The sequence below is a fragment of the Methylobacterium sp. B1 genome, assembly GCF_000333255.1.
Lineage (GTDB): Bacteria > Pseudomonadota > Alphaproteobacteria > Rhizobiales > Beijerinckiaceae > Methylobacterium > Methylobacterium fujisawaense.
Genome location: NZ_BACT01001019.1, coordinates 1 through 24,503 on the forward strand (window position 1 = coordinate 1; position 24,503 = coordinate 24,503).

Genomic DNA, 24,503 nt, shown 5'->3' on the forward strand with positions numbered 1-24,503 from the left:
ACCAGGAAGTCCACCGCCTGGCCCTTGGCGCCCAGGGCGAGGCGCTGATGGACGCGGAACCGGTGCTGCTCGTCCACCACCGCGAGGCCGAGATCGCGGAAGGTGACCGCCTCCTGGAACAGGGCATGGGTGCCGACCAGGATGTCGATCTCGCCCGCGGCGAGGGCAGCGAGCGTGCTCTTGCGCTCCGCGGCGCGGTCGCGGCCGGTCATCAGGCGCAGGCGCAGACCGCCGGCCAGGGGCTTGAGCCGCTCGAAATGCTGCCGGGCGAGGATCTCGGTGGGGGCCATCAGGGCGGCCTGACGGCCGGCCTCCACCGCCGAGGCCATGGCCAGCAGCGCCACCGCGGTCTTGCCGGAGCCGACATCGCCCTGGAGCAGGCGCAGCATCCGGCGGGGCGCGGCGAGATCGGCGCGGATCTCCGCCACCGCGCGCGCCTGGGCGCCGGTCAGCGCGAAGGGGAGGGCGGCCTCGATGCGGGCGCTCAGGGCGCCGTCGCCGGCATTGACCCGGCCGGCCTTGCGCCGCTGGCGGGCGCGCAGGAGGGCGAGCGCGAGCTGCGAGGCCAGGAGTTCATCGTAGGCCAGCCGCTTCCGGGACGGGGTCGCGGGCGGCGGCTGGAGCGGATCCTCGGCCTTCGGGGGCGCCTCCTCGGGGCGGTGCTCGAGGCGGAGCGCATCCGCGAAGGCCGGCAGGCGGTTCTTCTCCAGCCAGGCCGGGTCCTGCCATTCCGGCAGGACCGGCAGCCGGTCGAGGGCCGCCACCGCGAGCTTGTTGATCGCCCGCGAGGTCAGCCCCTCCGTGGCGCCGTAGACCGGCTCGACGGCGGGCAGCTCGGCGAGCCCCGCCTCGTCCACGATCCGGGACGGGTGGACCATCTGGCGGGTGCCGTCCCAGAGGTCGATCCGGCCGGTGATGTAGCGGTGCGCCCCGAGCGGCAGCATCTTCTCCACCCGGGCGCGGGGCATGCCGAAGAAGACCAGGGAGATGTCGCCGGTGGCATCCTCCACCAGAACCCGGTGCGGGCGCCGGCCCGAACCGATCTGGGCCGGCCGATGCGCCACCACGGTGACGCCGATCGTCACCGGCTCGCCGACGGGCGCGTCGCTGATCGAGCCCATGAGCTTCCGCGCCACGCCGCCCTGGGGCAGGTGGAACAGCAGGTCCACGACCCGGGCCTCGCGCTCGGGGGTGCCGAGCAGCTTCTCGATGAGGGGCGCCATCTTCGGGCCGATGCCCGGCAGGGCGCGGGCCGGCGCGAACAGGGCGTCGAGAATGCTCGGGCGCAGGGCGGGTGCGTCGGCCGATGCGGCGGGACGCGCACGGGCGACCTCGCCCTCGGACGACTCGGCCGCGTCGGGGTCCTTCAAGGCCGGGTCCTGAGTCGCGCGTGCATCTGTCATGGCGGTTCGGCGGACATGGTGCCGGAGGCGCCTTATCATCCGGTGCATCCCGGCGCGCCAGTGCGGCCGATGAAGACCGAGCCCAGAGACCGATCCCATGGCCAGCGACTTCCTGCCGGGCTTCGACCGGCACCGGATCGAGACCGCACCGGGCGTGACGATCCATGCCCGCTCGGCCGGCTCGGGCCCGCCGGTGCTGCTGCTGCACGGCCATCCGCAGACCCTCTCCACGTGGCTCCACGTCGCCCCGCAACTCGCGGAGCGCCACAGCGTGGTGGCGATGGACCTGCGCGGCTACGGGGATTCGTCGAAGCCCCCGGGCGGGGACCGGCATACCAATTACGCCAAGCGCGCCATGGCGGCCGACGCGGTCGCGGTGATGCGGGCGCTCGGCCACGACCGCTTCGCCGTGGTCGGGCACGACCGGGGCGGGCGCGTCGCCCACCGCCTCGCCCTGGACCATCCCGCCGCGGTCGAGCGGATCGCCCTGTTCGACATCGCGCCGACCGCGACCATGTACGCGCGCACCGACAAGGATTTCGCCACCCGGTACTTCTGGTGGTTCTTCTTCATCCAGCCCCATCCCCTGCCGGAGACGCTGATCGGGGCCGATCCGGAATACTTCCTGCGCCACCACGTCGAGGGCCAGTCCAAGACGCCCGGCTCCACCCCGCCGGACCTCTTCGCCGAGTATCTGCGCTGCTACGCCGACCCCGCCTGCCGCCACGCGATCTGCGAGGATTACCGGGCGGCGGCCGGGATCGACCTGGAGCACGACGCCGCCGATGCGGAGGCGCGCGTCGCGGCGCCCCTGTTGGCGCTCTGGGGCGCGAAGGGCGTCGTCGGCCAGACCTACGACGTGCTGGCGACCTGGCGCGAGAAGGCCACCACCGTCTCGGGCCGGGCGCTGGATTGCGGCCACACCCTCCAGGAGGAGCGGCCGGACGCGGTCGTCTCGGAGCTGACGGCGTTCCTGGGCTGACGGCGGTCAGCCGCCCGGAACAGATCGACCGCGAGGTGGGCCGACAGGGTCTCGCCCCGGTCGAGACCGCCAGGCTCGGCTGCCGCCCAGGCCTCCGTCGCGGCCAGGGCCCGGACCTCGGCCATCGCGGAGAGGGCGGTCCGGGCCCGGCGCACCTGCGCCACCGCGATGCCGTATCCCGCCACCGCGTAGCCCCCTGCGACGAGGGGCAGGGACATCGGCCCGGTGCCGCGGCCCGCGTCGCGGATCCGCCGGCCTCCGGTGGCAGTGTGGCGGCGATCGGCCGGCCGCAGCAGGCGTGGCGGCGCGCCTCCGGGATCCGGCGCGTGGCGCCGCAGCGCGGCGCCACGCTGGCGAAGCGGGAGGTCGGATCGAATCGCGACGGCATGCGGATCTCCGGGCGTGCGGCGCTGTGGCCTGCGCGGATCGGGCTTGGCAGAGAGGGCGGAATGCTCAGATACGGGCATGGGCCGCGCCGACGGGAGACCGTGGCGGCGGCCATCTCCCGGACGGGGGGCGCGGAGCCCGGCCGACCCAGGAACGAGCGGAGCGCGTGCGGGGCAACATGTCCGAAGGAGCCAAGGTCGAAGCGGGCCAGGTCGGAGGCGCCGCGACGCCGTTCGAGGTCGCTGTGGTCGGGGCCGGGGCCGCGGGTCTCGCCGCGGCGCTGGCGGTCGCCCGGGAGGGGATCCCCACGGCGCTGGTCGGCCGCCACGCCCCCGTGGCGGACGGGCGGACCGTCGCGCTCCTCGATGGGTCCGTGCGCTTCCTGGAGGCGCTCGGCGCCTGGGAGGCGGTTGCGCCGCACGCGAGTCCCCTCTGCGAACTCCAGATCGTCGACGACACCGGCAGCCTGTTCCGGCCGCCGCCGGCACGGTTCCGCGCCGCCGAGATCGGCCTCGACGCCTTCGGCTGGAACGTCGAGAGCGCCCGGCTGGTCGAGAGCCTGCGCGCCCGCGCCCGGGCGCAGGACAACCTCACCCTGGTCGAGGCGGACGCCGCCGGCGCCGTGCCCGGCGAAGCGACGGCACGCATCGCCCTGGCCGATGGCGCCGCGGTCGAGGCCCGGCTGGTGGTGGCCGCCGACGGCGCGCGCTCGCCGCTGCGGACCGCCAGCGGCGTCCGCGTGCGCGACTGGACCTACCCACAGAGCGCGATCACCACGATCCTGGCCCATGCGCGCCCGCACCGGGACGTCTCCACCGAGTTCCACACCCGGTCCGGTCCCTTCACCCTGGTGCCGCTGCCGGGCGGTCACCGGTCCAGTCTGGTCTGGGTGACCGGGGAGGGCGCGGCCCGGCGTCTCGCAGCCCTCGACGACGACGCTCTGGGCCAAGCCGTGGAGCGGCAGGCCCGGGCGATGCTCGGCGCCATGCGGGTCGACGGCCCCCGCGGCCTCGTGCCCATGCGCGGCCTCGCGGTGACCCGGCCGGTGGCGAATCGGCTGGTTCTGATCGGGGAGGCGGCCCACGTCTTCCCACCCATCGGCGCCCAGGGGCTCAATCTCGGCCTGCGCGACGCAGCGACCCTGCGCGATACCCTGCTGGTCGCCGCCCGGGACCGCCGCGATCCCGGCAGCCGCCCGGTGCTCGACACCTATGCGCGGGCGCGCCGGGTCGACACGGCGGCGCGCACCGCCGCGGTGGATCTCCTCAACCGCAGCCTGCTGACCGGCCTGCTGCCGGTGGACGCGCTCCGCGGCCTCGGCCTGCTGGCGATGACGCAGCTCGGACCGCTGCGCCGGCTCGTGATGCGGGAGGGCGTGCTGCCCCGGCTCGGCGCCCCGGAGCTGATGCGGGCGGCCCGCTGAACCGCGGGCGCCGCGACAGCCGGCGTCGTCGCGCGCGCCGCAATCCCCCGGAGCATTTCGGCGCCCGACGGCGCACACGGCCCTGAGATCGATTCGCTGCGCGCGCACGGACGAGACGGTTCAGGGACGCCCGCTAAGGCGGTACGGGGGCCTGCGGCTTCAGAGATCCGGCTGGGCGGCCACGTAGGCGCCGAGGCGGGTCGCGAGGTCCACCGGGCCGCCCGCCCGGGCCCCGCCCGGATCATTGATGAGGATCACCGGGATGCCGCGGTCGCGGAGATGGCCGCGGAGGCGGGCGGCGCGGCGGGCATAGGCGGGATCGCGGCGGGTGGGCGCCTGGAGCAGCACCGCGGCCGGCCGGGCGATCACGGCCAGCACGTCGTCCGCCGCCTCCATCGAGGCGGTCACGCTCGCATAGCCGAGGCTGGCCAGCTCGCCCGAGAGGGACCGGTCCACGGCGCGGACGCCGTCGTCGACCACGAGCACTTGTTGCAGCGCACCCATAAGCTTGAGCGGTACTCCATCCCGGACGACTTGGAAAGATAGCCGTCACGACAATCCGATGCAGAACCCGCCAACAGGCGGTTCGGATCCCGTGGGTCCGTGTGCAGATGCGAGATTATCTGCGCCGCCTGAGCGCCGGATGAACCGGCGCGGCGCCGCCGTTCAGGTCGCCGCGACCGCCGCGACCGCCACGGCCGTCCCGCCCGACAGGAGCAGGCGGTAGCCCGAATCCCGCCACGCGCGCGGATCCGTCTCCGGGTTTCCGCTTCGGGGAAGCGCCTGTGCGGCGCAGGCCGGCCCACGACAGCCGAGGTCGCCCGCGGGCCCGTGGCCGACGTCCAGGAGGGCGCGCGGCAGGAGCGCGTCCTCCGGATGGGCCAGGGTCGCGGCGAGGTCCTCCAGGCCGGGGCGCGTGAGCACCAGCGCCTCGCCCAGGACCAGCGAATCGAGGCGCTGCGGGCCCGCGAGCCCGGCGCTCCGCCGGGTCAGCCGCGCGGGCGCGCGATGGACCACGTCGAGGACGCGGACGGTCCAGGGCAGCGGCAGAGCGGCAATGGCCGATTCGACCAGGGCCGGGACCACGAGCCGGGTGGGCACCGGCCGCAGGAGGGCGGCGCGGAACCCGGCCTCGTCGAAGGGCAGCACGGTCTCCAGGCCGGCGCCCGCCGCCAGGGCGGCGCCGAGGCCGGTCACGAGGCCACGCAGGTCGTGGCCGGGCAGGAGCGTCAGGACCCGCTCGTCCGCGGACAGGGGCAGCGCGTCGAGATGGGCGGCGATCGCCGCCGCGAGCGCCGCGGCGCTGCGGTAGACGGGCCGGCCGGGATCGCCGCCCGCGAAGGTGACGAGGCCGCGGCTCGGCGCCGGTTCGACCACGCCCCGCTCCAGGGCCATCGCGTCGAGGCTGATCACGCCGTCCGGCACGCTCGGACCGAAGGCCGCGAGGTAGCGCAGGCCGAAATGGCGCATGGCCGCGCGGGTGAGGTCCTCCGCGGGCCGACGCGCGCCGCGGCGGCCCTCCGTCAGAACGGCCACGAGGCCGGCGGACTCGATCCCGGCGGAGAGCTCGGCGCAATCCCAGACGGCCGGCATCGCGCAGGGGAGGTGGCCCGCCGCCTCGACGGCGAGATGGGCGAGGGTCGATTCGGCGCCCCCCGAGAACCACAGGCCGATCCGGCTGCCGGCGGGAAGCCGCCACGCGCCGATCCCGCGGGCGAGCCGCCCGACGATCTCGGCGGCGGCCGCGTAGGTCCAGGTGATGGCCGGGCGCCCGCACCAAGCGACGCGGTCCCCCGAATCACGCAGGACCGTGCGCTGGGGGCCCGTCAGAGCCGCCGCGAAGAGGCGGGCCGCGAGACCCTCGGACAGGCCGCCGAAGAAGCTTTCGGACAGGCCTTCGGGCGCGTCCTCGGATCGCGCGGACGCGTCCAGCGCGGCGTCGGCCGCCCACTCCGCCACCGCCAACGCGCTCACACCCGCCGCCCCCGCCGATCCTGCAGAACTCCTATCATCTCGGCCCGGCAGGGTTAACCGACCGCTAAGGGGGCCGCCGCCGGAGGGCGGCCGCCGGCGGCCGACGGCGCGGCCCGATCACGCGCTCGTGCCTCGCGCCCGCGCAACGTCGTGCTTGCGGCCGGGCGTATGGGGGCCTATCGGGGGCCGGGCGCGGCCAGGACGGTTCCGACAGCCTCCCCGGCCGCGGTGTCATGCCTTCGCCTCATTCAAGGGGAAAGGCAGGCCGCCCGGTCGCCGGGGTGAGGGATGCGCGCAGACGGGCGCCCGTCCCGCCCGATGGCCGGACCGATTCATCCGGAGTTCCGGGCGGCACGCCAACGCGGCGGGCATCCGGACGGTCCGGCGGACCTGCCGCCAGGCCGGCTCCGCATCCTGCCAGCCACACCACGTCTCTTCCAAGGGGTCAGAGCCGATGTCCTTCACCCGCACCGCGACGCTCGCGCGCGCCGCTCTTTTCGGCCTCGCGGGCCTCGGTCTTGCGGCCGCGCCGGCCCTGGCGCAGCCGAAGAAGCCCGCCGCTCCCGCGCCGGCCGCGCCGGCGCCGACCGCCCCGGGCACCCCGGCGGCCAACACCCCGGCCGCCCAGACCGGCCCGCAGATCGTCGCCGTGAAGTCCGAGCCGAGCCAGGCCGACTGGACCAAGGTCTGCGGCAAGGATCAGGGCTCGGGCACCGACATCTGCTACACGACCCGCGACTTCGTGTCCGACCAGGGCCAGCCCGTGCTGGCAGTGGCGGTCTACGAGATGAAGAACGCCGCCCAGAAGCAGGAGGTGCGCGTGGTGCGCTACCTGCTGCCGCTCGGCCTGCTGCTGCAGCCGGGCATCCGCTTCAGCGTCGACGGCCAGGCGGCGACCGCCGGTCGCTTCGCGGTCTGCTTCCCGAACGGCTGCTTCGCCGAGGCCGGCGGCGTCGATGCCGGCGTGATCGCCGCGATGAAGAAGGGCACGACCCTCAACGTCTCGGTCCAGAACCAGACCCAGCGCGAGGTCACCTTCGCGGTGCCGCTGACCGGCTTCGGCAAGGCCTTCGACGGCCCGGCCATCGACCCGAAGGTCCTCGAGGAGCAGCAGAAGAAGCTCCAGGCCGAGCTGGAGAAGCGCTCCGAGGACATGCGCAAGAAACTGGAGCAGCAGCAGGGCTCCGCTCCGGCCGCTGGTGCCGCGGCGCCGGCCGCGAAGTAAGCCCTCCGCAGGGTCGAGGTTTTCCGGAGGGCCGGGCCGCGAGGTCCGGCCCTTCGCGTTTGCGGCCGGCCTACCGGAACCTCCTCGGCCCCCGACCTGGCGGCGGCACGAAGAGCACGCGCAGATCCTGGTCCGGGACATAGTCGCGGGCCTCCCAGCGAAACGTTGTAGGGCCGATTTTCCTTACACCCGAGCGGCAGAAGCTCACCAACGCCTCCGGGCTGCCTTTGTCGACCGTGAGGGTGAAGCGCCCGATCGGCGCAGCCCAGTTGCGCGCCGTGGTCACGATGTAGGGCACCACGTAAGCTCCTACGTAGCCGAGTGAGAGCGGGTCCGATAACTTGGCACCGAGGCGGCGGAGACCATTGAGTGTCGCGTCATCCAGGCAGTAGGCAGCTCGATAGGCCTTATCGGGTGGTTCTCTGGTAGCGAGAGGATGGTATCCACTCACCGGGGCGTAGCTGTGCGCGATCCGGACCTCCTTCCCCGCCGGAAATGTCTGTAGCCAGTGGAACTTCGCCTCGCTGCGCCAGAGCCCCTCGGTCATGCCCTCGGCATCGGGGAACAGGCCGGCCTTGAGCAGCTCCGCCCAGGTGGGCTTGTCGATCCGCTTCTGGGCGGCCTCCAGTTCGGTGAAGCGCAGCGGGTTGAGCGGCAGGCTGTGGCGGCGCAGCAGGTCGGTCACCTCGCGCTCGCCCACGAAGGCGCGCTCCTCCAGCTCCGGCTCGACCGGACGGCCATCCACCGTGACGGTGAAGTCGACGAAGTTCGCGCGCTCGGGCTGCGGCAGCTTGAGGGCCGAGAAACTGAGCAGGCGGCCGTCGATCGGCGGAAGCGGGAAGGCGATCCGCACCGTGCGCGGCTCGTCAACCTGATTGCGGAACACATAGGCCACGTCGATCCGCGCGAGGCTGATCGACAGATCTTCGCTAGCCAGGACGATCCCGGGCTCCGGCCTTAGGACGAGGCCGCCGGCATCGAGCTCGGAGGCGCTGTCGTTGGCCCGCGCCGGGGCGCAGAGCAGGGCGGCCGCCAGGAGCAGAGCGGCGGTTCGGGATCGGGCAACCATGGCGTCGGGCTCGTCAGACGGCGGCAGCCGTCGCCCGAGGCTATCGCGGCACCCTTGTCGAAGGCTTGACGAGTCCCGACCCGCTCAGTTCGTGGGGCGGTCCCGCATCCGGTATGCGCCGGCGGCGTCGCGCTCGAACATCTCGGCGATGCCGGCATGGCGCAGGGCTTCGCCCGACGTGTCGGGCAGGAGGTTCTGTTCCGACACGTAGGCCACGTACTCGGTCTCGGCGTTCTCGGCGAGCAGGTGGTAGAACGGCTGGTCCTTGCGCGGCCGGACCTCCTCGGGGATCGCCAGCCACCATTCCTCGGTGTTGTCGAACACCGGGTCGACGTCGAACACGACGCCGCGGAACGGGTAGATCCGGTGGCGCACCACGGCGCCGATCGCGAATTTCGCGGTTCTCAGTGTTACGTCCGTCATGGTTCAGTCCGTCCAGAACGGACAGATAGGTCCGTTGACGGGGCCTGTCACCGGGTCGGTGCCGCCGACCGGTAACGGCGCGCACCGGCCTGCGCGTCATCGGGTGACGGACGCGGGTTCGGGAGGCCGGATGCCGCGTTCGGCCGCGATCGCCCGGGCGGTGGCCTCGCGCCGAGCGGTGAGGTCGGCGGCGGCCGCCCGCGCCCGCGCCACGATGGCCGGCGGGGCCGTCCGGGGCGTGCCGCTGTCGAAGGGCGGCTCGGGGGCGTATTGCATGCCGAGCTGGATCGCCTGCGCGGCCTCGTCGCCGCGCAGCGCGGCGGCGAGCCGCAGCGCCCCGTCGATGCCCGCGGTGACCCCGGCCGCGAACACCCAGGTGCGGCCGTCCGCGTCGCGGTCGATCACGACGCGCTCATCCACCGGCTCGGCCCCGAAGAACGGGAGCAGGTGGACGGCGTTCCAGTAGGTCGTGGCCCGCCGCCCCACCAGCAGACCGGCCGCACCGAGGAGGAGCGCGCCGGTGCAGACCGAGAGGACGTGGCCGGCCCCGGCCGCCTGGTCGCGGATCCAGCCGAGCACGGCCGCGTCCCGCATCAGGGCCTCCTGGCCCTGGCCGCCCGGGACGTGCAGCACGTCGAGCCGCGGGGCCTCCGCCAGGGTGGCATCCGGCAGGATCCGGAGGCCGCGGACGTCGCGGACGGGGTCCAGGCTCGGCGCGTAGACCCGGTAGGTGCTGTTGGGCACCCGGGACAGGACCTCGAACGGGCCGGTGAGGTCGATCTGGTCCAGCCCCTCGAACAGGAGCGAGCCGATCTGCAGATGGGTGTCGGGCGGGATCATGCCGGGCCTCCGTGGTGGACAGGGACACCCTACCGCGTCAGGATCTGGCCGAAATGCCAAAGAGCCCTCGTTTCTCGCCAGATCCGCCGCGACCCGTCGAGGTGCTGGCCTTCCCGTCGGTGCAGCTCCTCGACGTGGCCGGGCCGCTCCAGGTCTTCGCCACCGCCAACGAGCACGGCGGCGCCGGGACCCCATACGCGCCGCGGGTGATCGCGGCCGGCGACCCGGGGCTCACCGCCTCGGCGGGCCTGCGGCTGGTGGCCGACCCGCTGCCGGATCTCGCGGCGCCGGTGGACACGCTGGTGATCGCGGGCGGCCCCGGCGTCGTCGCGGCCTGCGACGACGCCGCCCTGGTGGCCTGGGTGCGGGCCCGGGCGGGCCGGGCCCGCCGGGTCGCCTCGGTCTGCACCGGCGCGTTCCTGCTCGGAGCGGCGGGGCTCCTCGACGGGCGGCGGGCCGTGACCCATTGGAAGCATTGCGGCGCGCTCGCCGCGCGCTACCGGCGCGCCCGGATCGAGCCCGACCCGATCTTCGTGCGCGACGGCCCGGTCTGGTCCTCGGCGGGGGTCACGGCGGGCATCGACCTGACCCTGGCGCTGGTCGAGGAGGATCTCGGCCGCGCGACCGCCCTGGCGGTGGCGCGCCACCTCGTGATGTTCCTCAAGCGCCCCGGCGGGCAGGCGCAGTTCAGCGCGGCGCTGGCCCTGCAGGCGGGCGAGGAGCGGTTCGGGCGGCTCCACGCCTTCATAGCGGACAACCTGTCCGGCGACCTGTCGCTGCCGGCGCTGGCCGCGGCGGCCGGGATGAGCGCGCGCAGCCTGAGCCGGCACTATCTGGAGGCGACCGGCCTCACCCCCGCCAAGGCCGTGGAGCGCCTGCGGGTGGAGGCGGCCCGGCGGGCGCTCGCCGAGACGGCGCAGCCGGTGAAGCGCATCGCCCGGACCTGCGGCTTCGGCTCCGAGGAGACGCTGCGGCGCAGCTTCCTGCGGCACGTCGCGGCGACGCCGCAGGCGTATCGGGCGCGGTTCGGCGGGTGAGGGGGGACTAGACCGTGTCGCGGCGTTCGAGGGCCGCCAGGATCGTCTCGCGCACGCCGTCGCGATGGTCGTGGATGTCCGCGTTCGGGATGCGGAGCAGGGCGAAGCCGAAAGATTCGAGGATTTCGGTCCGCAGGGCGTCTCGGACGAGCTCGGCATCGGTGGAATGCGTTGCCCCGTCCACTTCGACGATGAATTTGGCCTCTATGCAGGCAAAATCGACGATGTATCGGTCGATTGGGTGCTGGCGGCGGAATTTCCAGCCGTTCAGGGCGCGGTTTCGCAGAACGCGCCAGAGCTTAGCCTCGGCGGATGTCTGAGTGCGGCGCAGCGTGCGGGCGCGCGGGATCGATCTGGTCACCGCTCGGTTCCGGCAGGGCGATCGCGGATCCGGCGGATGATACGGAGGCCTCGCTTGCGCGGGCCTGACCCGAAGAAGCGCTCGGGTCCGCGACGGCACCGGTCCAGACCGGCGCGACGCGCCCCCTCTCCCGTGCGGGAGAGGGTTGGGGTGAGGGGCGAGGCCGCTCAGGATCGAGCACGTGATCGACGCGCCGTCAGGGCGCGCCTGTATCGGACGGACCTGATCCCTCACCCTGCCCCTCTCCCGCACGGGAGAGGGGCCCCGCGCTTGATCGCGCCGCCACGGCGCCGCGCACGATGGGTGTGTCCAGTCGCCGTCCCCGCAGCGGGGGGAGGGGAGGGGCGTCGTGCTCATCGAGAACCGTCGGGCCGACATCCTACCCCCGCTGGCCGAGCCAGTCGGCGATGCCCGACCCAAGCAGCTTCTGGGCCTTGCCGCCGACGAACACGCCGACATGGCCGCCGGGCAGCCCCATCTCGGTGTAATCCGCGGTGCCGATCTTGTCCTTCAGCGCCTGCGAGGTGGCGGGCGGGATGATGTGGTCGTCCTGGGCGAAGACGTTCAGCACCGGGCAGGTGATGGCCTTCAGATCCACCGTCCGGCCGCCGAGCTCGAAGGCACTCTGGACCAGCTTGTTGTCCTGGTAGAGATCCTTGAGCCACTGCTTGGCCGCCTCGCCGGGATGGTCCGGACGGTCGGCGATCCACTTCTCCATGCGCAGGAAGTTCAAAAACTTCTTCTTGTCGTCGAGGGCGTCGAGCAGGTCGAGGTTGTACTTCGTCAGGGTGCGCATCGGCGTCATCATGGAGAACACCGAGCCCATGAAAGCGCCGGGCAGGGAGCCCTGCGCGTCGATCAGCCGGTCCACGTCCTCGGGCGTCAGCGAGCGCGTCCAGACATTGATGAAGCCGTGGCCGGCGCGGGCATCCCGGGCATCGGCATGGAAGTCGATCGGCGTGATGGTCAGCACCATCGCGTTGACGGTCTCGGGGTAGAGCGCCGCGTAGCAGGTGGTGAAGACCCCGCCCTCGCAGATCCCGAGCAGGCTGATCCTGTCGCGCTTCGCCGCCTCCTGGATGACGGCGACGCACTCGGCGAGGTAGCCGTCCACGTAATCGTCGATGGTGACGTAGCGGTCGGCCCGGCCGGGATTGCCCCAATCGACCACGTAGAGGTCGAGGCCGAGGTTCAGCAGGTTGCGGACCAGCGAGCGGTCCTCCTGCAGGTCGGCCATCGTGTAGCGGCCGATCAGGCCGTAGACGATCAGGACCGGCGGCAGGCCCTTGCTCTCGGCGAGGGGCCGGTAGCGGTAGAGCCGGACCTTGTCCTGGCTCCAGACCAGATCCTTCGGCGTGGTGGCGATCGCGACGTCGGCGTCGCTGACATCGGCGAACAGCTTGGCCCCCTCGCTGATCCGGCGGCCGAGGGTGCCGACCTCGGCCAGCAACGCGGCGGGGGTGAGATTCAGCGGAGCGGCCGGCCCCTTCGGGCTTTCCTGGTCAGCCATGGGCTTCCTTCCCGACCTCTGAACCACCTGCCTTCGCGACCTTGCCGGCCTGCCGGCGCTCGCGGCGGAGCGCCCGCACCTCGCGGCGCAGCTCGGTGAGGCTCTTGTGGACGTCGTCGAGCTCGGCCCGGGTCGGCTGGCCGTAGAGCTCGGACAGGAAGGCCGCGACGTCCTGCTGGGCGAGCCGCAGATCGGTGGAGGCCCGCAGCACCGCCCGCTGCGAGGCCAGGAACTTGTCCGAGCGCTGGACCTCCAGCAGGACCGCGTTGGCGGTCTCGATCCAGCGCGTCATCATCTCCCGGGCGGAGGCGAAGCTCTCGCCGCGCTCGGCGCGGGCATTGGCCTCCTGGGCGAAGGTGCCGGCGGCGCGGGTCCAGGCGTCGAGCATCACGGCCTGATGCTCGCTCTGCGCTCGCCGCAGCGTCGCCCAGGCGGTGAACAGGGCCGCGTAGCGTCGCTCGGTCTGCCACAGGTCGGCGAGCTGCGGACCCTCGGCCATGCGGGTCAGCGCGGCGTCGAACTCGCCCGAGCCGCCGAGCCAGGCCTGGGGATCGAAGATCCGGGCGAGCACCGCCCCGGCGGTCGGGTCCGGCGCCCCGGGGCCGCCCTGGAGCGATGTCGCGAGTGTCTGCGAGAGGGTGTTGGCGGCGGTCCAGGCCTCGGTGAGCTTGGACTGGGCGGCAGCCATGCCGGCGAGATCGGGCGCCGGAAAGGTCGGCCAGCCGAAGCCGGGCGCGGATGGCCCCAGACCCTGCGTGAAGAAGCCCGTGCCCGCCCGGGTCCAGAACTCGCCCATCGCCCGGAACGCGTCGAACTGGTCCATGCTGGCGTTTCTCCTCACAGCCCTAGGGCTGAAACGTCGCCTCCGTCCTTGCGAGCGGAGCGAAGCAATCCAGCAGCGTCTCGCTCGGCGAGGTCGCGCTGCCCTGGGTCGCTTCGCTGCGCTCGCGATGACGGCGTGGCCGGGACTGGCCGAGCGGCAGTCCAGCGCCGCTTCCGCCCTCACGCCGCCGGGCGTGCCTCGCCCAGCGCCTCGGCGTAGATCGCGAACGCGTCGTCGTAGGTGACCTCGCGCGGGTTGTTCACGAGGAGCCGCGTCTGCTTCATCGCGTCGGAGGCCATGCGCTCCAGGTCCTGCCGGGCGACGCCGACCTCGGCGAGGGACGCCGGAACCTTGCAGTCGCGGCAGATCGCGTCGAGGCTCTCCACGAAGCGCTTGGCGGCCTCGGACGGCGGCAGATCCGCGGCCGCGGGATCGAGGATCGGCGCCAGCTCGGCGTAGAGCGCCTCCGCGTGCGAGAGGTTGAAGCGCATCACCCCCATCAGCACGAGCGCGTTCGAGAGCCCGTGCGGCACGTGGAAGATCGCCCCGACCGGGTAGGCCAGGGCGTGGACCGCCGCCACCGGCGCGTTGGCGAAGGCCATGCCGGCGAGCATCGAGCCGAGCAGCATGCCGGAGCGCGCCTCGAGATTCGCCCCGTCCGTGCAGGCGGTGCGGATGTTGGCCGAGAGCAGCGCCAGCGCCTGCTTGGCGAGCTGGTCGGAGATCGGGTTCTTCTTGTTCTTGCTGGTGAAGGCCTCGATGGCGTGGACCATGGCGTCGATGCCGGTCGCCGCGGTGACGTGGGACGGCAGGCCGAGCGTCAGCTCCGGGTCGAGCACCGCCCAGTCGGGCAGGAGTTTCGGGGCGACGACGCCCTTCTTCTCGGTGGTCGGCGTCGTGACGATCGAGATCGGCGTCACCTCCGAGCCGGTGCCGGCCGTGGTCGGCACGAGGATCAGCGGCAGGCGGTCGCCCGTGGCGAGGCCGACGCCGTAGATCGCGTCGAGCGGCTCGTCGGACTTGGCGAGGTAGGCGACCAGCTTGGCGGTATCGAGCGCCGAGCCACCGCCGATCGACAGGACCAGATCGGTCCCGAGCTCCCGGGCGCGCTTGGCCGCCGCCTCGATCACCGTGGAGGGCGGATCGGCCACCACGTCCTCGTAGACGTCGAGGCTGACGCCGGCCGCCGCCAAAGCCGCCTCGGCGGCCTGGGTCAGCCCGGCGCCGCGCACGCCCTTGTCGGTGACCAGCAGGACGCGCTTCGCCCCGAAGCGGCCGACGATCTCGGGCAGCTTCTTGGAGGCGCCGGCCTCGAACAGCACGTTCGGCGTGGTCTGGAAGGTGAACGGGTTCATCGCGCTGCCCTGTCTTGGTCCCGACCCAACTGCGACACCAGCCTCACTCGGCCGGCTCGAAATCCTTCACCTTGGCGCGCAGCTCGTCGACCAGCACGCGGGTGTTTTCGGAATAGTCGATCGGGACCGCCACGAGGTGGACGCCGCCCGCCGCGAAGGCCCGATCGAGGGTCGGCACGAGGTCGTTGACCGACTCGACCCGGTGGCCGGTGGCCCCGTACGACTTGGCGTAGAGCACGAAGTCCGGGTTGCTGAAGGTCATCCCGTAATCGGCGAACTTGTCGACCGCCTGCTTCCAGCGGATCATCCCGTAGGCCGAGTCGTCCAGCACCAGCACCACGAGGTTGAGCTTGAGGCGGACCGCGGTCTCCATCTCCTGGCTGTTCATCATGAACCCGCCGTCGCCGCACACCGCCATGACGCGCCGGTTCGGGTAGAGCATCGCCGCCATCATGGCCGAGGGCAGGCCCGCGCCCATCGTGGCCAGCGCGTTGTCGAGGAGCAGCGTGTTGGCGACGTAGGTCCGGTAGTTCCGGGCGAACCAGATCTTGTACATCCCGTTGTCGAGGCAGACGATGCCGTCCTCGGGGATCACCCGGCGCACGTCGCGCACGAGCCGCTGCGGCGTCACCGGGAACCGGTCCTCGCCGGCCCGGTCGGCGATGTGGCCGAGGATGTGCTCGCGCAGGTGGAGCAGGGCGCCGGCGTTGGGGAGCTTGCCGTCGAGTTGGTCGGCGAGCAGCTTCAGGGTGGGGCCGAGGTCGCCCACCACCTCGGCGTCGGGATAGTAGACCTGCTCGACATTGGCCGGCATGTAGCTGATGTGCAGGACCTTCTGGTCGTGCTGGCCCATGAAGAAGGGCGGCTTCTCGATCGTGTCGTGGCCGATGGCGATGATCAGGTCGGCCCGGTCGATCGCCTCGTGGACGTAGTCGCGCTCGGAGAGCGCCGCCGTGCCCATGTAGAGGTTCGTGCCGCTCGCCACCGTGCCCTTGCCCATCTGGGTGGTGAAGAACGGGATCTGGGTCCGCTGCACGAAGCCGCCGAGTTCGCCGGTGGCCCGGGGGCGGCTCGCGGCGGCGCCCAGCATGATCAGCGGGCGCTCGGCCTTCAGGATCATGGCGGCGGCGCGCGCGATGGCGGTGGGATGGGCCACCGGGATGTCGATCGGGTGCGAGGGCACGAGGTGGGCCTCGGCCTCCTCGGCCGCGATGTCCTCGGGCAGCTCCAGCAGCACCGGGCCCGGCCGCTCCTCGGTGGCGACCCGGAAGGCGTCGCGCACGATGGTGGGGATCGAGGAGGCCGAGACGATCTGCCGGGCCATCTTGGTGATCGGCTTCATGGAGCTGATCACGTCGACGATCTGGAACTTGGCCTGCCGCGACGACAGGATGCCCTTCTGGCCGGTGATGATGATCATCGGCATCGCGCCGAGATGGGCATAGGCGGCGCCGGTGGAGAAGTTCAGGGCGCCGGGACCCAGGGTCGAGAGGCAGACGCCGGGGCGGCCGGTGAGGCGGCCATGGGTGGCGGCCATGAAGCTCGCCGCCTGCTCGTGGCGGGTCAGGATCAGCTCGATCTTGGAGTTGCGCAGGGATTCGACGACGTCGAGATTCTCCTCGCCGGGAATCCCGAAGATTCGGTCGACCCCCTCGTTCTCGAGGGCGGCGACGAGGAGATCTGAACCCTTGGGCATGCGAAGTCTCGCTGATGCAACGGCGTTCCCGGAACGCCCCGTCCACTTCCGGAACTCTGATCGCGACGCTGTGAACGGCCCGGCACCCGGAAACGCCCCGCGAATACTCGGTTCGTTAGAGGGCTCGCCTATAGAGTGGTCAAGGGCCGTTCGGGCCCGGGACGTCACAGAGCGGGGCCGATGCTACCGTATGGAAATCGCTCCCGGCTCGGGGGGGAGACCTGTACGGCCGCGGCCGCCCTGCATGCCGCGATGGGACATCGATGGATCGCATCGAGAGCGACAGGACTGCCCCGGAAACCGGCGTCTCCGACGCCCCGGGTATGGACTCGGTGCTCGCGCCGGTCGCGGAGTTTCCGCGGATCGACCTCCGCGTGGGCGTCGAGGCCTGGGACAAGCGCCGCAAGGCCGGCAAGCGGCTGCGCGCCGAGGTGCCCCATGCGAGCCAGGCCACGCTGGATCCCGGTCCGGACCGGCCCGACCCGATCGCTCTGATCGAGGCCGCGCATAAGGGCCGTCAGCCGCATCTGATCCCCTTGCGGGTCGCCCGGATGGCATCCTCGCCCTTCGCGTTCCTGCGCGGGGCCGCCCATGTCATGGCCTGGGACCTGTCGCGCGGGCCGCGCAGCGGCATCGACGTGGTGATGAACGGCGACGCGCACACGGATAATTTCGGCCTGTTCGGTACGCCGCAGCGCGACGTCGTCCTCGACCTCAACGATTTCGACGAGGTCACGATCGGCCCGTGGGAATGGGATCTCAAGCGCCTCGCGGCCGGCCTCGCGGTCGCCATCGCGGATGCGGGCGCGCCGGCGGCCGAGCGGCGCGCGGCCGTCATGGAGGCGGTCTCCGGCTACCAACACACGATGCGGCGCCTGGCGCCGCAGGGCTCCCTCGACGTCTGGTACCAGACCACGCGTGCCGACGCGCCGCACATCGCCGGGTTGCAGATGGATGCCGAGGCCCGGGCCGTGGTGCGGCGGGCCGTCGACAAGGCGCGGCGGCGGAACAACCGCAGCCTCCTCGCCCAGGTCGCCGAGCGGCGCACCGACGGCAGCTGGCGCCTGCAAACCGATCCGCCGATCCTGACGCCCGTGGACGAGGCGACCCGCGAGGGCGTCGTCACCGGTCTGGAGCGCTACGCCGAGACCCTGCCGCGGGAGCGGCGCTTCATGCTCGACCGCTACCACGTGGTCGATGTCGCCCATCGGGTCGTCGGCGTGGGCAGCGTCGGGACCCGCGCCTATCTGGCGCTGCTGTTCGGCAATTCCGACGCGGACGCACTCTTCCTCCAGGTCAAGGAGGCGGTCCGTCCGGCGCACGCGCCGTACCTGCCGCGGGTGCCGGCGCCCTTTTCCGGGCACGAGGGCGAGCGCGTGATCTACGGCCAGCGCCTGCTCCAGGCGGTGGGCGATCCGCTGCTCGGCTGGACCAGCATCGCGGGCCGCCCGTTCTACGTCCGGCAGATGAAGAACCTGAAGGGCGCGATCCCGCTGGCGCGGATGTCCGGCGCGCCGCTCCTGACCTTCTCGTACGCCTACGGCACGCTCCTCGCCCGTGCCCATGCGCGGACCGGCGATGCGGCGGCGATCGCCGGCTATTGCGGCAGCGGCAAGCACGACGACCTCTGCGCGGCGATCGCCGACTGGGCTGCGGCCTATGCGGAGCGCAATGCGGCCGATTTCGCGCTGTTCCGCGCGGCGATCGCGAGCGGCCGCCTGGAGACCGCGGACGATCCCTGCCTGTGAGCGCCGAGCTCAGATGATGCCGGGGGCCGGCGGTTCGTGGGCCAGCCGGACCAGCAGATCCCGGAGCCAGCGATGGGCCGGGTCGTGGTCGTACGAGGCGTGCCACAGCATCGACACGGCCACGTCGTCGAGGGGCACCGGCACGGGGCTGACGCTGAGCGCGAGAGCGTTGGCGAAGGAGGTGGCGAGCCGGGCGTGCATCGTGGCGATCACCGGCGCCGCCCGGACCATGAACGGGACGACGAGGAAGCGCGGGGTCGTCACCGCCAGGGTGCGCGAGCGGCCGATCAACGCGAGGGCGTCGTCGACCACCCCGTGGGCGGTTTCGCGCAGGGACGTCAGCACGTGGGGGAAGCGCAGGTAGTCGTCCAGCCCGATCGGCGGCTCCAGGCCGATCAGCGCGGCGTTGAACAGCACCACGTAGCTGTCGCGGTAGAGGAGGCGCTGCTTGTGGTGGAGCTGCCCCTCGGAGAACAGACCGATGGCGAGATCGACCTGGTCGGCGTCGAGTTCGTCGAGGATCCGGGTCCGGTCGACCGAGCGCAGCAGGAGCCGGATGCCGGGCGCGTCCCGGCGGAGTTGCGCGATCAGCCGCGGCCCGAGCAGCGCTTCGACGCTGTCCGGCAGGCTCACCGTGAAGCTGCGCTCGACGGTGGCCGGGTCGAACCGCTCCTCCCGATGCACCAGCGCCTGCACCTGCCGGAGGGTGGCCCGCAGCGGCTCGGCGATCTTGAGGGCGCGGGGTGTCGGCCGCATCCCGTCCGGCGCCCGGGTCAGGAGTTCGTCGTCGAACAGGCGTCGCAGGCGGGCGAGGCTCGAACTCATCGCCGACTGACCGATCCCCACCCGTGCGGCCGCCCGCGTGACGCTGCGCTCGTCGAGCAGCGCATCCAGGGCGACCAGCAGGTTCAGGTCGATCCGGCTGAGATCGATATGGTCAATGGCCACGGGCGGCGCGATCGATGAGGATTCGGACCGCCGACATAGCAGACGCGGCCGCTTCCCCGTCATCCCGGTGTTGCTGCGCGGAGCCCGGGATCCGGACGCGCCGACCGCGGCACCGGATTTCCGGCGCGCCCGCGGCGCCCCGGAATGACGGCTCGGCGGCGGGCGGGAGTCCGCGACGGACAGGCCCTGTCCCGCCTGCCGCGCCGCCCGCATCTTGACAATGTTCCTATTTTGTGCTTCCTGACCGCACCTGTCCGCGGTGGCCCGGGAGCGATCCCGGGGCGTCCTTCGGGGGCCCGCCCGGTGGCTGACCGGGCGGGTCCGGGGGCGGGGCGGCGCCCGCGTCGGTGGCTTTCAGCCGCCATCGCCCCGGGCGGCGGACCGGTGCGGGGCGTGTCTCGGAAGCGGGCGTGAGACCGGGCGGCAGTTTGCCCGGCGGGGTCGAGGAAATGCCCCCGCGCCGACCCGCCTCTGGGCCGACCCTGAGCGACCTGCGGACCCGCCCACTACGAGGCGGGGGGCGGCTGGAAGGCCACGGCGCTGATGCGGGTTCCGGAGGTGCGGGCACGGCGTGCCTGGGCCTCGCCCGAGACCGCTAACAGGGAGTCGCAGGACCGGGGCGCTGGAGACGCCGCGACGAGAAAGACGGCACCGGCCGGGGCAGGCGCCCGGTCGATGCCGCGGGGCGCCGCGGGGATCGGATCCCGCGCGACTTTGGCCGACACCTGGGTTCCCGCGGCGTCCCGCGTCCCTCGTGTTCGCTCCCGGGCCATGCCCCCGGCGCCGCCGGCGCGCGGGGACGATGACGCACATCCGAAGCTGGCCCCGCATCCCGAGGTGCCGGAGCGCGGCGACCTCGGGAGAGCCCTCCACAGGTCGCGCGCGTCCTGGAAGCCGCCTTCGAGGCCCGCCGGCGCGGGTGCTTCAGGATGCGGCGCCGGGCGGGAGCGGTGTTCCGCGCCCCCCGATCCTCAAACGGGCAGCGGCTCCCGCGGCTCGGTGTGATCAAAGAGCCGGGGCGGCGCGATCGCGTCCCGGGCCCCCATCCGGGCGACGAGATGATCGCGACCCGCAGGGCGTTGGCGATGATGGTCAGCGTCGGGTTCACGGCGCCGATCGACGGGAAGAAGCTGGCATCGGTCACGTAGAGGTTGTCCAACTCGTGCGCCTGCAGTTCGGATCGAGCACCGACGTCTTCGGATCCTCGCCGAACCGCAGGGTCCCCGCCTGGTGGGCCGTCCCGCCGATCGGGACGTTCTTGCCGAGATAGAGCGAGCGGTCGAACAGGTGCGGGTGGATGTCGGTGAAGCTGCAGATCTCGCGCAGCTTCTGCCGGAGCCGCTTGTGCGCCTCGACGTTCGTCTCGGTGAGGTCGAGATGGACCTTGCCGTCCTTGTAGAAGATCCGGTTCTGCGGGAGCGGCACGTCCTCCGAGGTCAGCCAGAAATCGACGGAGTGCTTGGCGATCCAGTCGAAGGGCTTGTCGGGGAACCATTGCAGGAAGCCCGGCAGGCCCTCGCCGTGGATCTGGGCCCCGTCCGATTTGCCGACCATCTGGATGTGGCCGAGGGGGAACTCCCAGCCGTCCTTCGGGTCCGGATCGCCGAAGTAGAAGTCGTTGAGGCCGAGCGTCTTCTGGAATCGGGTCGGATTCGGGACCTTCGAGATCGCCAGCACCGTCGAGTTGTTGTGGCGCATGTAGTTGCGCCCGACCTGATCGGATCCGTTGGCGAGGCCGTTCGGGTGTCGGTCGCTGGCCGAGCGCAGCAGCAGCAGCGCCGAGGAGAGGGCGCCGCAGGCCACCACGACGAGGTCGGCCGAGGCCTCGAAGGGCGCGCCGTCGCGCGCGCCGACGATGCCCGTGACGGTGCGGCCGGAGGGGTCGGTGACGAGGCGCTCGACATAGGTGCGGGTGAGCAGCGTCAGGTTCGGGCAGTCCCGCAGGGCCGGGTCCACCACCATGGTCTGGGCATCGGACTTGCCGTTGGTGGGGCAGGGGAATCCGTCGAAGGATTCGCACTTGATGCAGGGCGAGGTCGGCACCGCGCGGCCGTCCTTCTCCACCAGCCGCACGCCCACCGGCAGGTGGAACGGGTGGTGGCCGGCCCGCTTCAGGTTGTCGAACAGCTCCTGGATCCGCGGCTCGTGCGCCACCGGCGGATGGGCGTAGGGCTTCGTCGACCAGGGCTCGGTCGGGTCCTCGCCGCGCAGCCCGTGGACGTGGAACAGCTCCTCGGCCGCCTGATAGTACGGCTCGAAGACGTCGTAGCCGACGGGCCAGGCCGGCGCGACGCCGTCCTGGTGGCGGATCTCGGAGAAGTCCTTCTCGCGGAGGCGGAAGAGGATCGATCCGTAGAACTTCGAGTTCCCGCCGACATAGTAGTGAAGGCCAGGGTGGAAGCTCTTGCCGTCGGAGGAGTACCACGTCTCCTTGGCCTGGTAGTAGCCGTCGACGATCACCGCCTGACTGTCCCAGTTCCGCGGCTCCCGCAGCAGGTAGTCGCCGCGCTCGACCAGCAGGATCCGCTTGCCCGTCTGGGCGAGGCGCCACGCCATCGTGCCGCCGCCGGGACCGGACCCGACAATGATGACGTCGTAGTGCTCACCGGGCATGTCGCGTCTCCGTCCGGACCTGCGTCCTGGCAGGCAACTCGCGAGCCGCTTTTCGGATCACCTCACGGTTCCGTTAAGCGCGCGCCGTGTCCCGGGCTCCGCGAAGTCTGCAACCGGCGGTTAAGCGCCTTTCCCAACGCGGCCTTCAGCTTCGGCTGCGATCCTGCGGCGGACCGGCCTGAAGCCGGGGAGGCCGGAATGATCGACATGATGGCGCCTATCCTGGCGCTCCTGACAGCGGCCGCGCTGGGCCTCGGCCTCTGGCGCGTGCGCGGAACGCGGCGCGCCGAGCGCGAGACCGAGCGGCTGCAGGACCGCATCTGGCGGATCAGCGAGAGCGAGGACCGCTATCGCGCCCTGGTGGCCGCCACCACCGAGATCATCGTCCAGCGCGATGCCCGCGGGCGCATCACCTACGCCAACGAGGATTTCGCCCGCCTGCTCGGCCGCGAGCCGATCGCGCTGATCGGCTCTCAGGACGATCTCGAGATCCTCGACCGCAACGCCGTGGAGATCGGGCCGGACGGGGTCCGCCGCCTGGAGGCGCAGGTCCGGGCGGCGGACGGGCGGGCGCGCTGGTTCGCCTTCGTGGAGATGCCGGTGGCGCACGGCGACGCGACGCACTGGCTCCGCGCGGGCCGGGACGTCACCGCGCGGGTCGAGGCGATCCGCAGCCGCGACGCGGCCCTGGAGCGCGCCGAGGCGGCGAGCGTCGCGAAATCCCGCTTCCTGGCGACGGTGAGCCACGAGATGCGGACGCCGCTCAACGGCATCCTGGGCATGGCCGACCTCGTGCTCGGAACCGAGCTGAACCCCGAGCAGCGCACCTACGTGGAGGCGGTGCGCACCAGCGGCCAAGCGCTGCTCGGCCTGATCGACGGGGTCCTCGACTTCTCGCGGATCGAAGCCGGGCGCCTCGACCTCGCGGCCGAGCCCTTCGACCTGCCGGCCCTCTCCGAGGGCGTCGTCGAGCTGCTCGCGCCCCGCGCGCAGGACAAGGGGATCGAGATCGCCCTCGACGTGACCGAGGACTTTCCGGCCGCCGTTCTGGGCGACGCCGACCGGGTGCGGCAGATCCTGATCAATCTCGCGGGCAATGCCATCAAGTTCACCGAGCGGGGCGGCGTCGGCGTCAGCCTGAGCTTCGTGCGGACCGCAGCCGGCGGCGAGGTCGTGCTCGCCGTGGCCGATACCGGCCCAGGCATCCCGGAAGAGAGGCTGCCGATCCTGTTCGAGGAATTCGAGCAGGGCGACGGCAGCGCGAGCCGCAGCCATGAAGGCACCGGTCTGGGTCTCGCCATCACGCGGCGTCTGGTGACCCGCATGGGCGGCCGGATCGAGGCGGAGTCGCGCCTCGGGCGGGGTTCGACCTTCCGGGTCCTGTTGCCGCTGGCCGAGGTGGCCGGCATCGGTGACGGCGGACGGGTCCCATTGCCGCCGCTCTCCGCGCGACGCTGTCTGATCGTCGCCGACTCGCCGTTCCAGGCGCCGTACCTCGCCCGCAGCCTGTCCCGGGCCGGAGCCGCCACCGTGATCGTCGACAGCCTCGAGTCGGGCCTCGACGCCCTGTCGGGCGCCGCCTTCGACGTGGTGCTGGCCGACCGGGCGCTGGGCGACGGTGCCGTGCGGCAGATCGCCGATGCGGCGCGGGCCTGCGGGGTTCGCACGAGCCTCGTGCTCCTCTCGCCGTTCGACCGGCGCGGCTTCGGGGCGCCCGGTGCGGCGGGCTTCGACGGCTACCTGATCAAACCGGTCCGCCCGCGCTCCCTGTTCGAGCGCCTGCACGCATCGACGGGCCCGGTCGAGGCCGCAGCCGCCCCGCCCGAGGCCCCCTCGCATACCGGCAGCCACCTTCGGGTCCTGCTGGCCGAGGACAATCCGATCAACGCCCTGCTGGCGACCCGGGCGCTGGAACGGCTCGGCGCCACGGTGGTCCATGCGGCCGACGGCGTCGAGGCCCTCGAGCGGTTTGAGTCGGACGGCCCCTTCGACCTGGCGCTAATCGACGTGCGGATGCCGCGCCTCGACGGGCACGAGACCGCCCGGCGGATCCGCGCGGCCGAATCGGGCTGCGCGCACCGGCTCCATCTCGTCGCACTGACCGCCAATGCGGGCCGCGAGGACGAGATCGCCGCCCGGGCAGCCGGCTTCGACGGGTTCCTGGCCAAGCCGCTCAATCTGAAGCTGCTCCCCCCGCTGCTGGAGCGCCAATCCGCGCGCGCGGCCTGAGGGCGCGCGTTGACAGGCGGGCGAGTCCCGCGCCAACAGGACGCCCATGTCGACAGCCAGCCCTCTGCCGCCCGCACCGCGCTCGTCGAGCGGCGCGCTTGCCGCCTGGGGCATCGCGGTCCTCGTGATCGCCACCGTGCTCATCGGCGCCCTGGCGCCCGCCCGTCACCCAGCACCGCTGCGCTCGGCGGCCGAGGATCCGGCCTGCCTCGAATGGAGCGATGGCTGCAAGGTTTGTCAGCGGCTCGCAGACGGCCCGGCCTGCTCGCTCCCCGGCTTCGCCTGCCAGCCCGGCGCGCTGCAATGCCTCCGCCGCCGCGAGGGCTGACGCCGCACCCGCGCAGACCGGCCGATCCGGGCGCCTCGGCGGAGCGGCTCAGAAGTGCGGGAGGACCGGTCCTGCGTTTCGCGCCGAGCCCGAATGGACGCCTGCACCTCGGCCACGCCTACTCGGCGC

Annotated in this window: 22 protein-coding genes; 8 read left to right on the forward strand and 14 right to left on the reverse strand. The window is 72.5% G+C overall.

Going from position 1 to position 24,503, the window contains the following annotated elements; all coding sequences use genetic code 11:
* On the reverse strand, nucleotides 1-1,403 hold a 1,403-nt coding region (locus I53_RS28315; protein WP_187294428.1), incomplete at its 3' end, for a DEAD/DEAH box helicase.
* Between the two features lie 97 nt (nucleotides 1,404-1,500).
* Between I53_RS28315 and I53_RS28320 the strand changes: the two genes are divergently transcribed.
* Both I53_RS28320 and I53_RS28325 read left to right on the forward strand, forming a co-directional pair.
* Nucleotides 1,501-2,385 carry an alpha/beta fold hydrolase gene (locus tag I53_RS28320; RefSeq protein WP_043357310.1) on the forward strand — a complete coding sequence of 295 codons (885 nt, stop codon included), beginning with the start codon at nucleotides 1,501-1,503 and terminating at the stop codon, nucleotides 2,383-2,385.
* A gap of 565 nt (nucleotides 2,386-2,950) precedes the next feature.
* Complete coding sequence (locus I53_RS28325; RefSeq protein ID WP_043357337.1) at nucleotides 2,951-4,195, forward strand: UbiH/UbiF family hydroxylase; 1,245 nt, start codon at nucleotides 2,951-2,953, stop codon at nucleotides 4,193-4,195.
* 159 nt (nucleotides 4,196-4,354) lie between these two features.
* Here I53_RS28325 and I53_RS28330 read toward each other — a convergent pair whose 3' ends face one another.
* Together I53_RS28330 and I53_RS28335 are read right to left on the reverse strand one after the other, a co-directional pair.
* Nucleotides 4,355-4,699: a hypothetical protein gene (locus tag I53_RS28330; RefSeq protein WP_043357312.1), complete on the reverse strand. Its 345-nt coding sequence runs from the start codon at nucleotides 4,697-4,699 to the stop codon at nucleotides 4,355-4,357.
* A 162-nt stretch (nucleotides 4,700-4,861) separates the two neighbouring features.
* The gene (locus I53_RS28335; protein ID WP_236961453.1) at nucleotides 4,862-6,169 is read right to left on the reverse strand and encodes an acyl-CoA synthetase; all 1,308 of its coding nucleotides are present in this window, start codon (nucleotides 6,167-6,169) and stop codon (nucleotides 4,862-4,864) included.
* Nucleotides 6,170-6,623: 454 nt separating this feature from the next.
* Here I53_RS28335 and I53_RS28340 point away from each other — a divergent pair, with 454 nt between their 5' ends.
* Nucleotides 6,624-7,394, forward strand: coding sequence for an invasion associated locus B family protein (locus I53_RS28340; RefSeq protein ID WP_043357314.1), 771 nt, complete (start codon nucleotides 6,624-6,626; stop codon nucleotides 7,392-7,394).
* Between the two features lie 70 nt (nucleotides 7,395-7,464).
* Here the strand turns inward: I53_RS28340 and I53_RS28345 are convergent, their stop codons facing one another.
* The 3 genes from I53_RS28345 to I53_RS28355 all read right to left on the reverse strand — a co-directional run bounded on the left by I53_RS28345 (nucleotide 7,465) and on the right by I53_RS28355 (nucleotide 9,726).
* Nucleotides 7,465-8,463, reverse strand: coding sequence for a DUF4424 domain-containing protein (locus tag I53_RS28345; RefSeq protein ID WP_043357316.1), 999 nt, complete (start codon nucleotides 8,461-8,463; stop codon nucleotides 7,465-7,467).
* Nucleotides 8,464-8,547: 84 nt separating this feature from the next.
* On the reverse strand, nucleotides 8,548-8,886 hold the full coding sequence (gene hspQ / locus I53_RS28350; protein ID WP_043357318.1) for a heat shock protein HspQ: 339 nt from the start codon (nucleotides 8,884-8,886) through the stop codon (nucleotides 8,548-8,550).
* Nucleotides 8,887-8,982: 96 nt separating this feature from the next.
* Nucleotides 8,983-9,726 carry a DJ-1/PfpI family protein gene (locus I53_RS28355; protein ID WP_043357320.1) on the reverse strand — a complete coding sequence of 248 codons (744 nt, stop codon included), beginning with the start codon at nucleotides 9,724-9,726 and terminating at the stop codon, nucleotides 8,983-8,985.
* Between the two features lie 53 nt (nucleotides 9,727-9,779).
* On the opposite strand from I53_RS28355, the gene I53_RS28360 reads away from it, so the two are divergent.
* A complete protein-coding gene (locus I53_RS28360) occupies nucleotides 9,780-10,763 on the forward strand; it encodes a helix-turn-helix domain-containing protein (RefSeq protein WP_043357322.1) in 984 nt (327 codons plus the stop codon).
* Nucleotides 10,764-10,770: 7 nt separating this feature from the next.
* Here I53_RS28360 and I53_RS28365 read toward each other — a convergent pair whose 3' ends face one another.
* The 5 genes from I53_RS28365 to I53_RS28385 all read right to left on the reverse strand — a co-directional run bounded on the left by I53_RS28365 (nucleotide 10,771) and on the right by I53_RS28385 (nucleotide 16,508).
* Entirely contained in the window at nucleotides 10,771-11,124 is a 354-nt protein-coding gene (locus I53_RS28365; protein ID WP_043357324.1) for a DUF559 domain-containing protein, read from the reverse strand.
* A gap of 379 nt (nucleotides 11,125-11,503) precedes the next feature.
* Nucleotides 11,504-12,634: a class III poly(R)-hydroxyalkanoic acid synthase subunit PhaC gene (gene phaC, locus I53_RS28370; RefSeq protein ID WP_051045109.1), complete on the reverse strand. Its 1,131-nt coding sequence runs from the start codon at nucleotides 12,632-12,634 to the stop codon at nucleotides 11,504-11,506.
* The gene (locus I53_RS28375) at nucleotides 12,627-13,457 is read right to left on the reverse strand and encodes a poly(R)-hydroxyalkanoic acid synthase subunit PhaE (RefSeq protein ID WP_043357326.1); all 831 of its coding nucleotides are present in this window, start codon (nucleotides 13,455-13,457) and stop codon (nucleotides 12,627-12,629) included. The genes phaC and I53_RS28375 overlap by 8 nt, the downstream gene beginning before the upstream one ends.
* A 179-nt stretch (nucleotides 13,458-13,636) precedes the next feature.
* Nucleotides 13,637-14,812, reverse strand: a complete 1,176-nt coding sequence (locus tag I53_RS28380; protein WP_043357328.1) for an iron-containing alcohol dehydrogenase — start codon at nucleotides 14,810-14,812, stop codon at nucleotides 13,637-13,639.
* Nucleotides 14,813-14,855: 43 nt separating this feature from the next.
* Complete coding sequence (locus tag I53_RS28385; protein ID WP_043357330.1) at nucleotides 14,856-16,508, reverse strand: acetolactate synthase large subunit; 1,653 nt, start codon at nucleotides 16,506-16,508, stop codon at nucleotides 14,856-14,858.
* 263 nt (nucleotides 16,509-16,771) lie between these two features.
* Here I53_RS28385 and I53_RS28390 point away from each other — a divergent pair, with 263 nt between their 5' ends.
* The gene (locus tag I53_RS28390; protein ID WP_083683443.1) at nucleotides 16,772-18,256 is read left to right on the forward strand and encodes a DUF2252 domain-containing protein; all 1,485 of its coding nucleotides are present in this window, start codon (nucleotides 16,772-16,774) and stop codon (nucleotides 18,254-18,256) included.
* A gap of 9 nt (nucleotides 18,257-18,265) precedes the next feature.
* Here I53_RS28390 and I53_RS28395 read toward each other — a convergent pair whose 3' ends face one another.
* From I53_RS28395 to I53_RS28400, 3 genes are all read right to left on the reverse strand, one after another.
* A complete protein-coding gene (locus tag I53_RS28395) occupies nucleotides 18,266-19,204 on the reverse strand; it encodes a LysR family transcriptional regulator (protein WP_043357345.1) in 939 nt (312 codons plus the stop codon).
* 595 nt (nucleotides 19,205-19,799) lie between these two features.
* A complete protein-coding gene (locus I53_RS36300; RefSeq protein WP_374701388.1) occupies nucleotides 19,800-20,348 on the reverse strand; it encodes a hypothetical protein in 549 nt (182 codons plus the stop codon).
* Nucleotides 20,345-21,817 (reverse strand): GMC family oxidoreductase, encoded by a 1,473-nt coding sequence (locus I53_RS28400; RefSeq protein WP_251982484.1) that lies wholly within the window; start codon nucleotides 21,815-21,817, stop codon nucleotides 20,345-20,347. Before I53_RS28400 ends, I53_RS36300 begins: the two co-directional genes overlap by 4 nt.
* 198 nt (nucleotides 21,818-22,015) lie before the next feature.
* Here I53_RS28400 and I53_RS28405 point away from each other — a divergent pair, with 198 nt between their 5' ends.
* The 3 genes from I53_RS28405 to I53_RS35605 all read left to right on the forward strand — a co-directional run.
* Nucleotides 22,016-24,046 (forward strand): ATP-binding protein, encoded by a 2,031-nt coding sequence (locus I53_RS28405; protein WP_043357332.1) that lies wholly within the window; start codon nucleotides 22,016-22,018, stop codon nucleotides 24,044-24,046.
* A gap of 46 nt (nucleotides 24,047-24,092) precedes the next feature.
* Nucleotides 24,093-24,374: a hypothetical protein gene (locus I53_RS28410; protein WP_043357333.1), complete on the forward strand. Its 282-nt coding sequence runs from the start codon at nucleotides 24,093-24,095 to the stop codon at nucleotides 24,372-24,374.
* A gap of 71 nt (nucleotides 24,375-24,445) precedes the next feature.
* Nucleotides 24,446-24,503 (forward strand): glutamate--tRNA ligase family protein (locus I53_RS35605; RefSeq protein ID WP_251982485.1); only part of this gene is annotated, 58 nt, incomplete at its 3' end.

Coding starts and splice junctions, on each gene's coding strand:
- I53_RS28320 (WP_043357310.1), top strand. CDS start 1,501: ATGGCCAGCGACTTCCTGCCGGGCTTCGACCGGCACCGGATCGAGACC.
- I53_RS28325 (WP_043357337.1), top strand. CDS start 2,951: ATGTCCGAAGGAGCCAAGGTCGAAGCGGGCCAGGTCGGAGGCGCCGCG.
- I53_RS28330 (WP_043357312.1), bottom strand. CDS start 4,699: ATGGGTGCGCTGCAACAAGTGCTCGTGGTCGACGACGGCGTCCGCGCC.
- I53_RS28340 (WP_043357314.1), top strand. CDS start 6,624: ATGTCCTTCACCCGCACCGCGACGCTCGCGCGCGCCGCTCTTTTCGGC.
- I53_RS28345 (WP_043357316.1), bottom strand. CDS start 8,463: ATGGTTGCCCGATCCCGAACCGCCGCTCTGCTCCTGGCGGCCGCCCTG.
- hspQ (WP_043357318.1), bottom strand. CDS start 8,886: ATGACGGACGTAACACTGAGAACCGCGAAATTCGCGATCGGCGCCGTG.
- I53_RS28355 (WP_043357320.1), bottom strand. CDS start 9,726: ATGATCCCGCCCGACACCCATCTGCAGATCGGCTCGCTCCTGTTCGAG.
- I53_RS28360 (WP_043357322.1), top strand. CDS start 9,780: ATGCCAAAGAGCCCTCGTTTCTCGCCAGATCCGCCGCGACCCGTCGAG.
- phaC (WP_051045109.1), bottom strand. CDS start 12,634: ATGGCTGACCAGGAAAGCCCGAAGGGGCCGGCCGCTCCGCTGAATCTC.
- I53_RS28375 (WP_043357326.1), bottom strand. CDS start 13,457: ATGGACCAGTTCGACGCGTTCCGGGCGATGGGCGAGTTCTGGACCCGG.
- I53_RS28380 (WP_043357328.1), bottom strand. CDS start 14,812: ATGAACCCGTTCACCTTCCAGACCACGCCGAACGTGCTGTTCGAGGCC.
- I53_RS28385 (WP_043357330.1), bottom strand. CDS start 16,508: ATGCCCAAGGGTTCAGATCTCCTCGTCGCCGCCCTCGAGAACGAGGGG.
- I53_RS28390 (WP_083683443.1), top strand. CDS start 16,772: ATGGATCGCATCGAGAGCGACAGGACTGCCCCGGAAACCGGCGTCTCC.
- I53_RS28400 (WP_251982484.1), bottom strand. CDS start 21,817: ATGCCCGGTGAGCACTACGACGTCATCATTGTCGGGTCCGGTCCCGGC.
- I53_RS28405 (WP_043357332.1), top strand. CDS start 22,016: ATGATCGACATGATGGCGCCTATCCTGGCGCTCCTGACAGCGGCCGCG.
- I53_RS28410 (WP_043357333.1), top strand. CDS start 24,093: ATGTCGACAGCCAGCCCTCTGCCGCCCGCACCGCGCTCGTCGAGCGGC.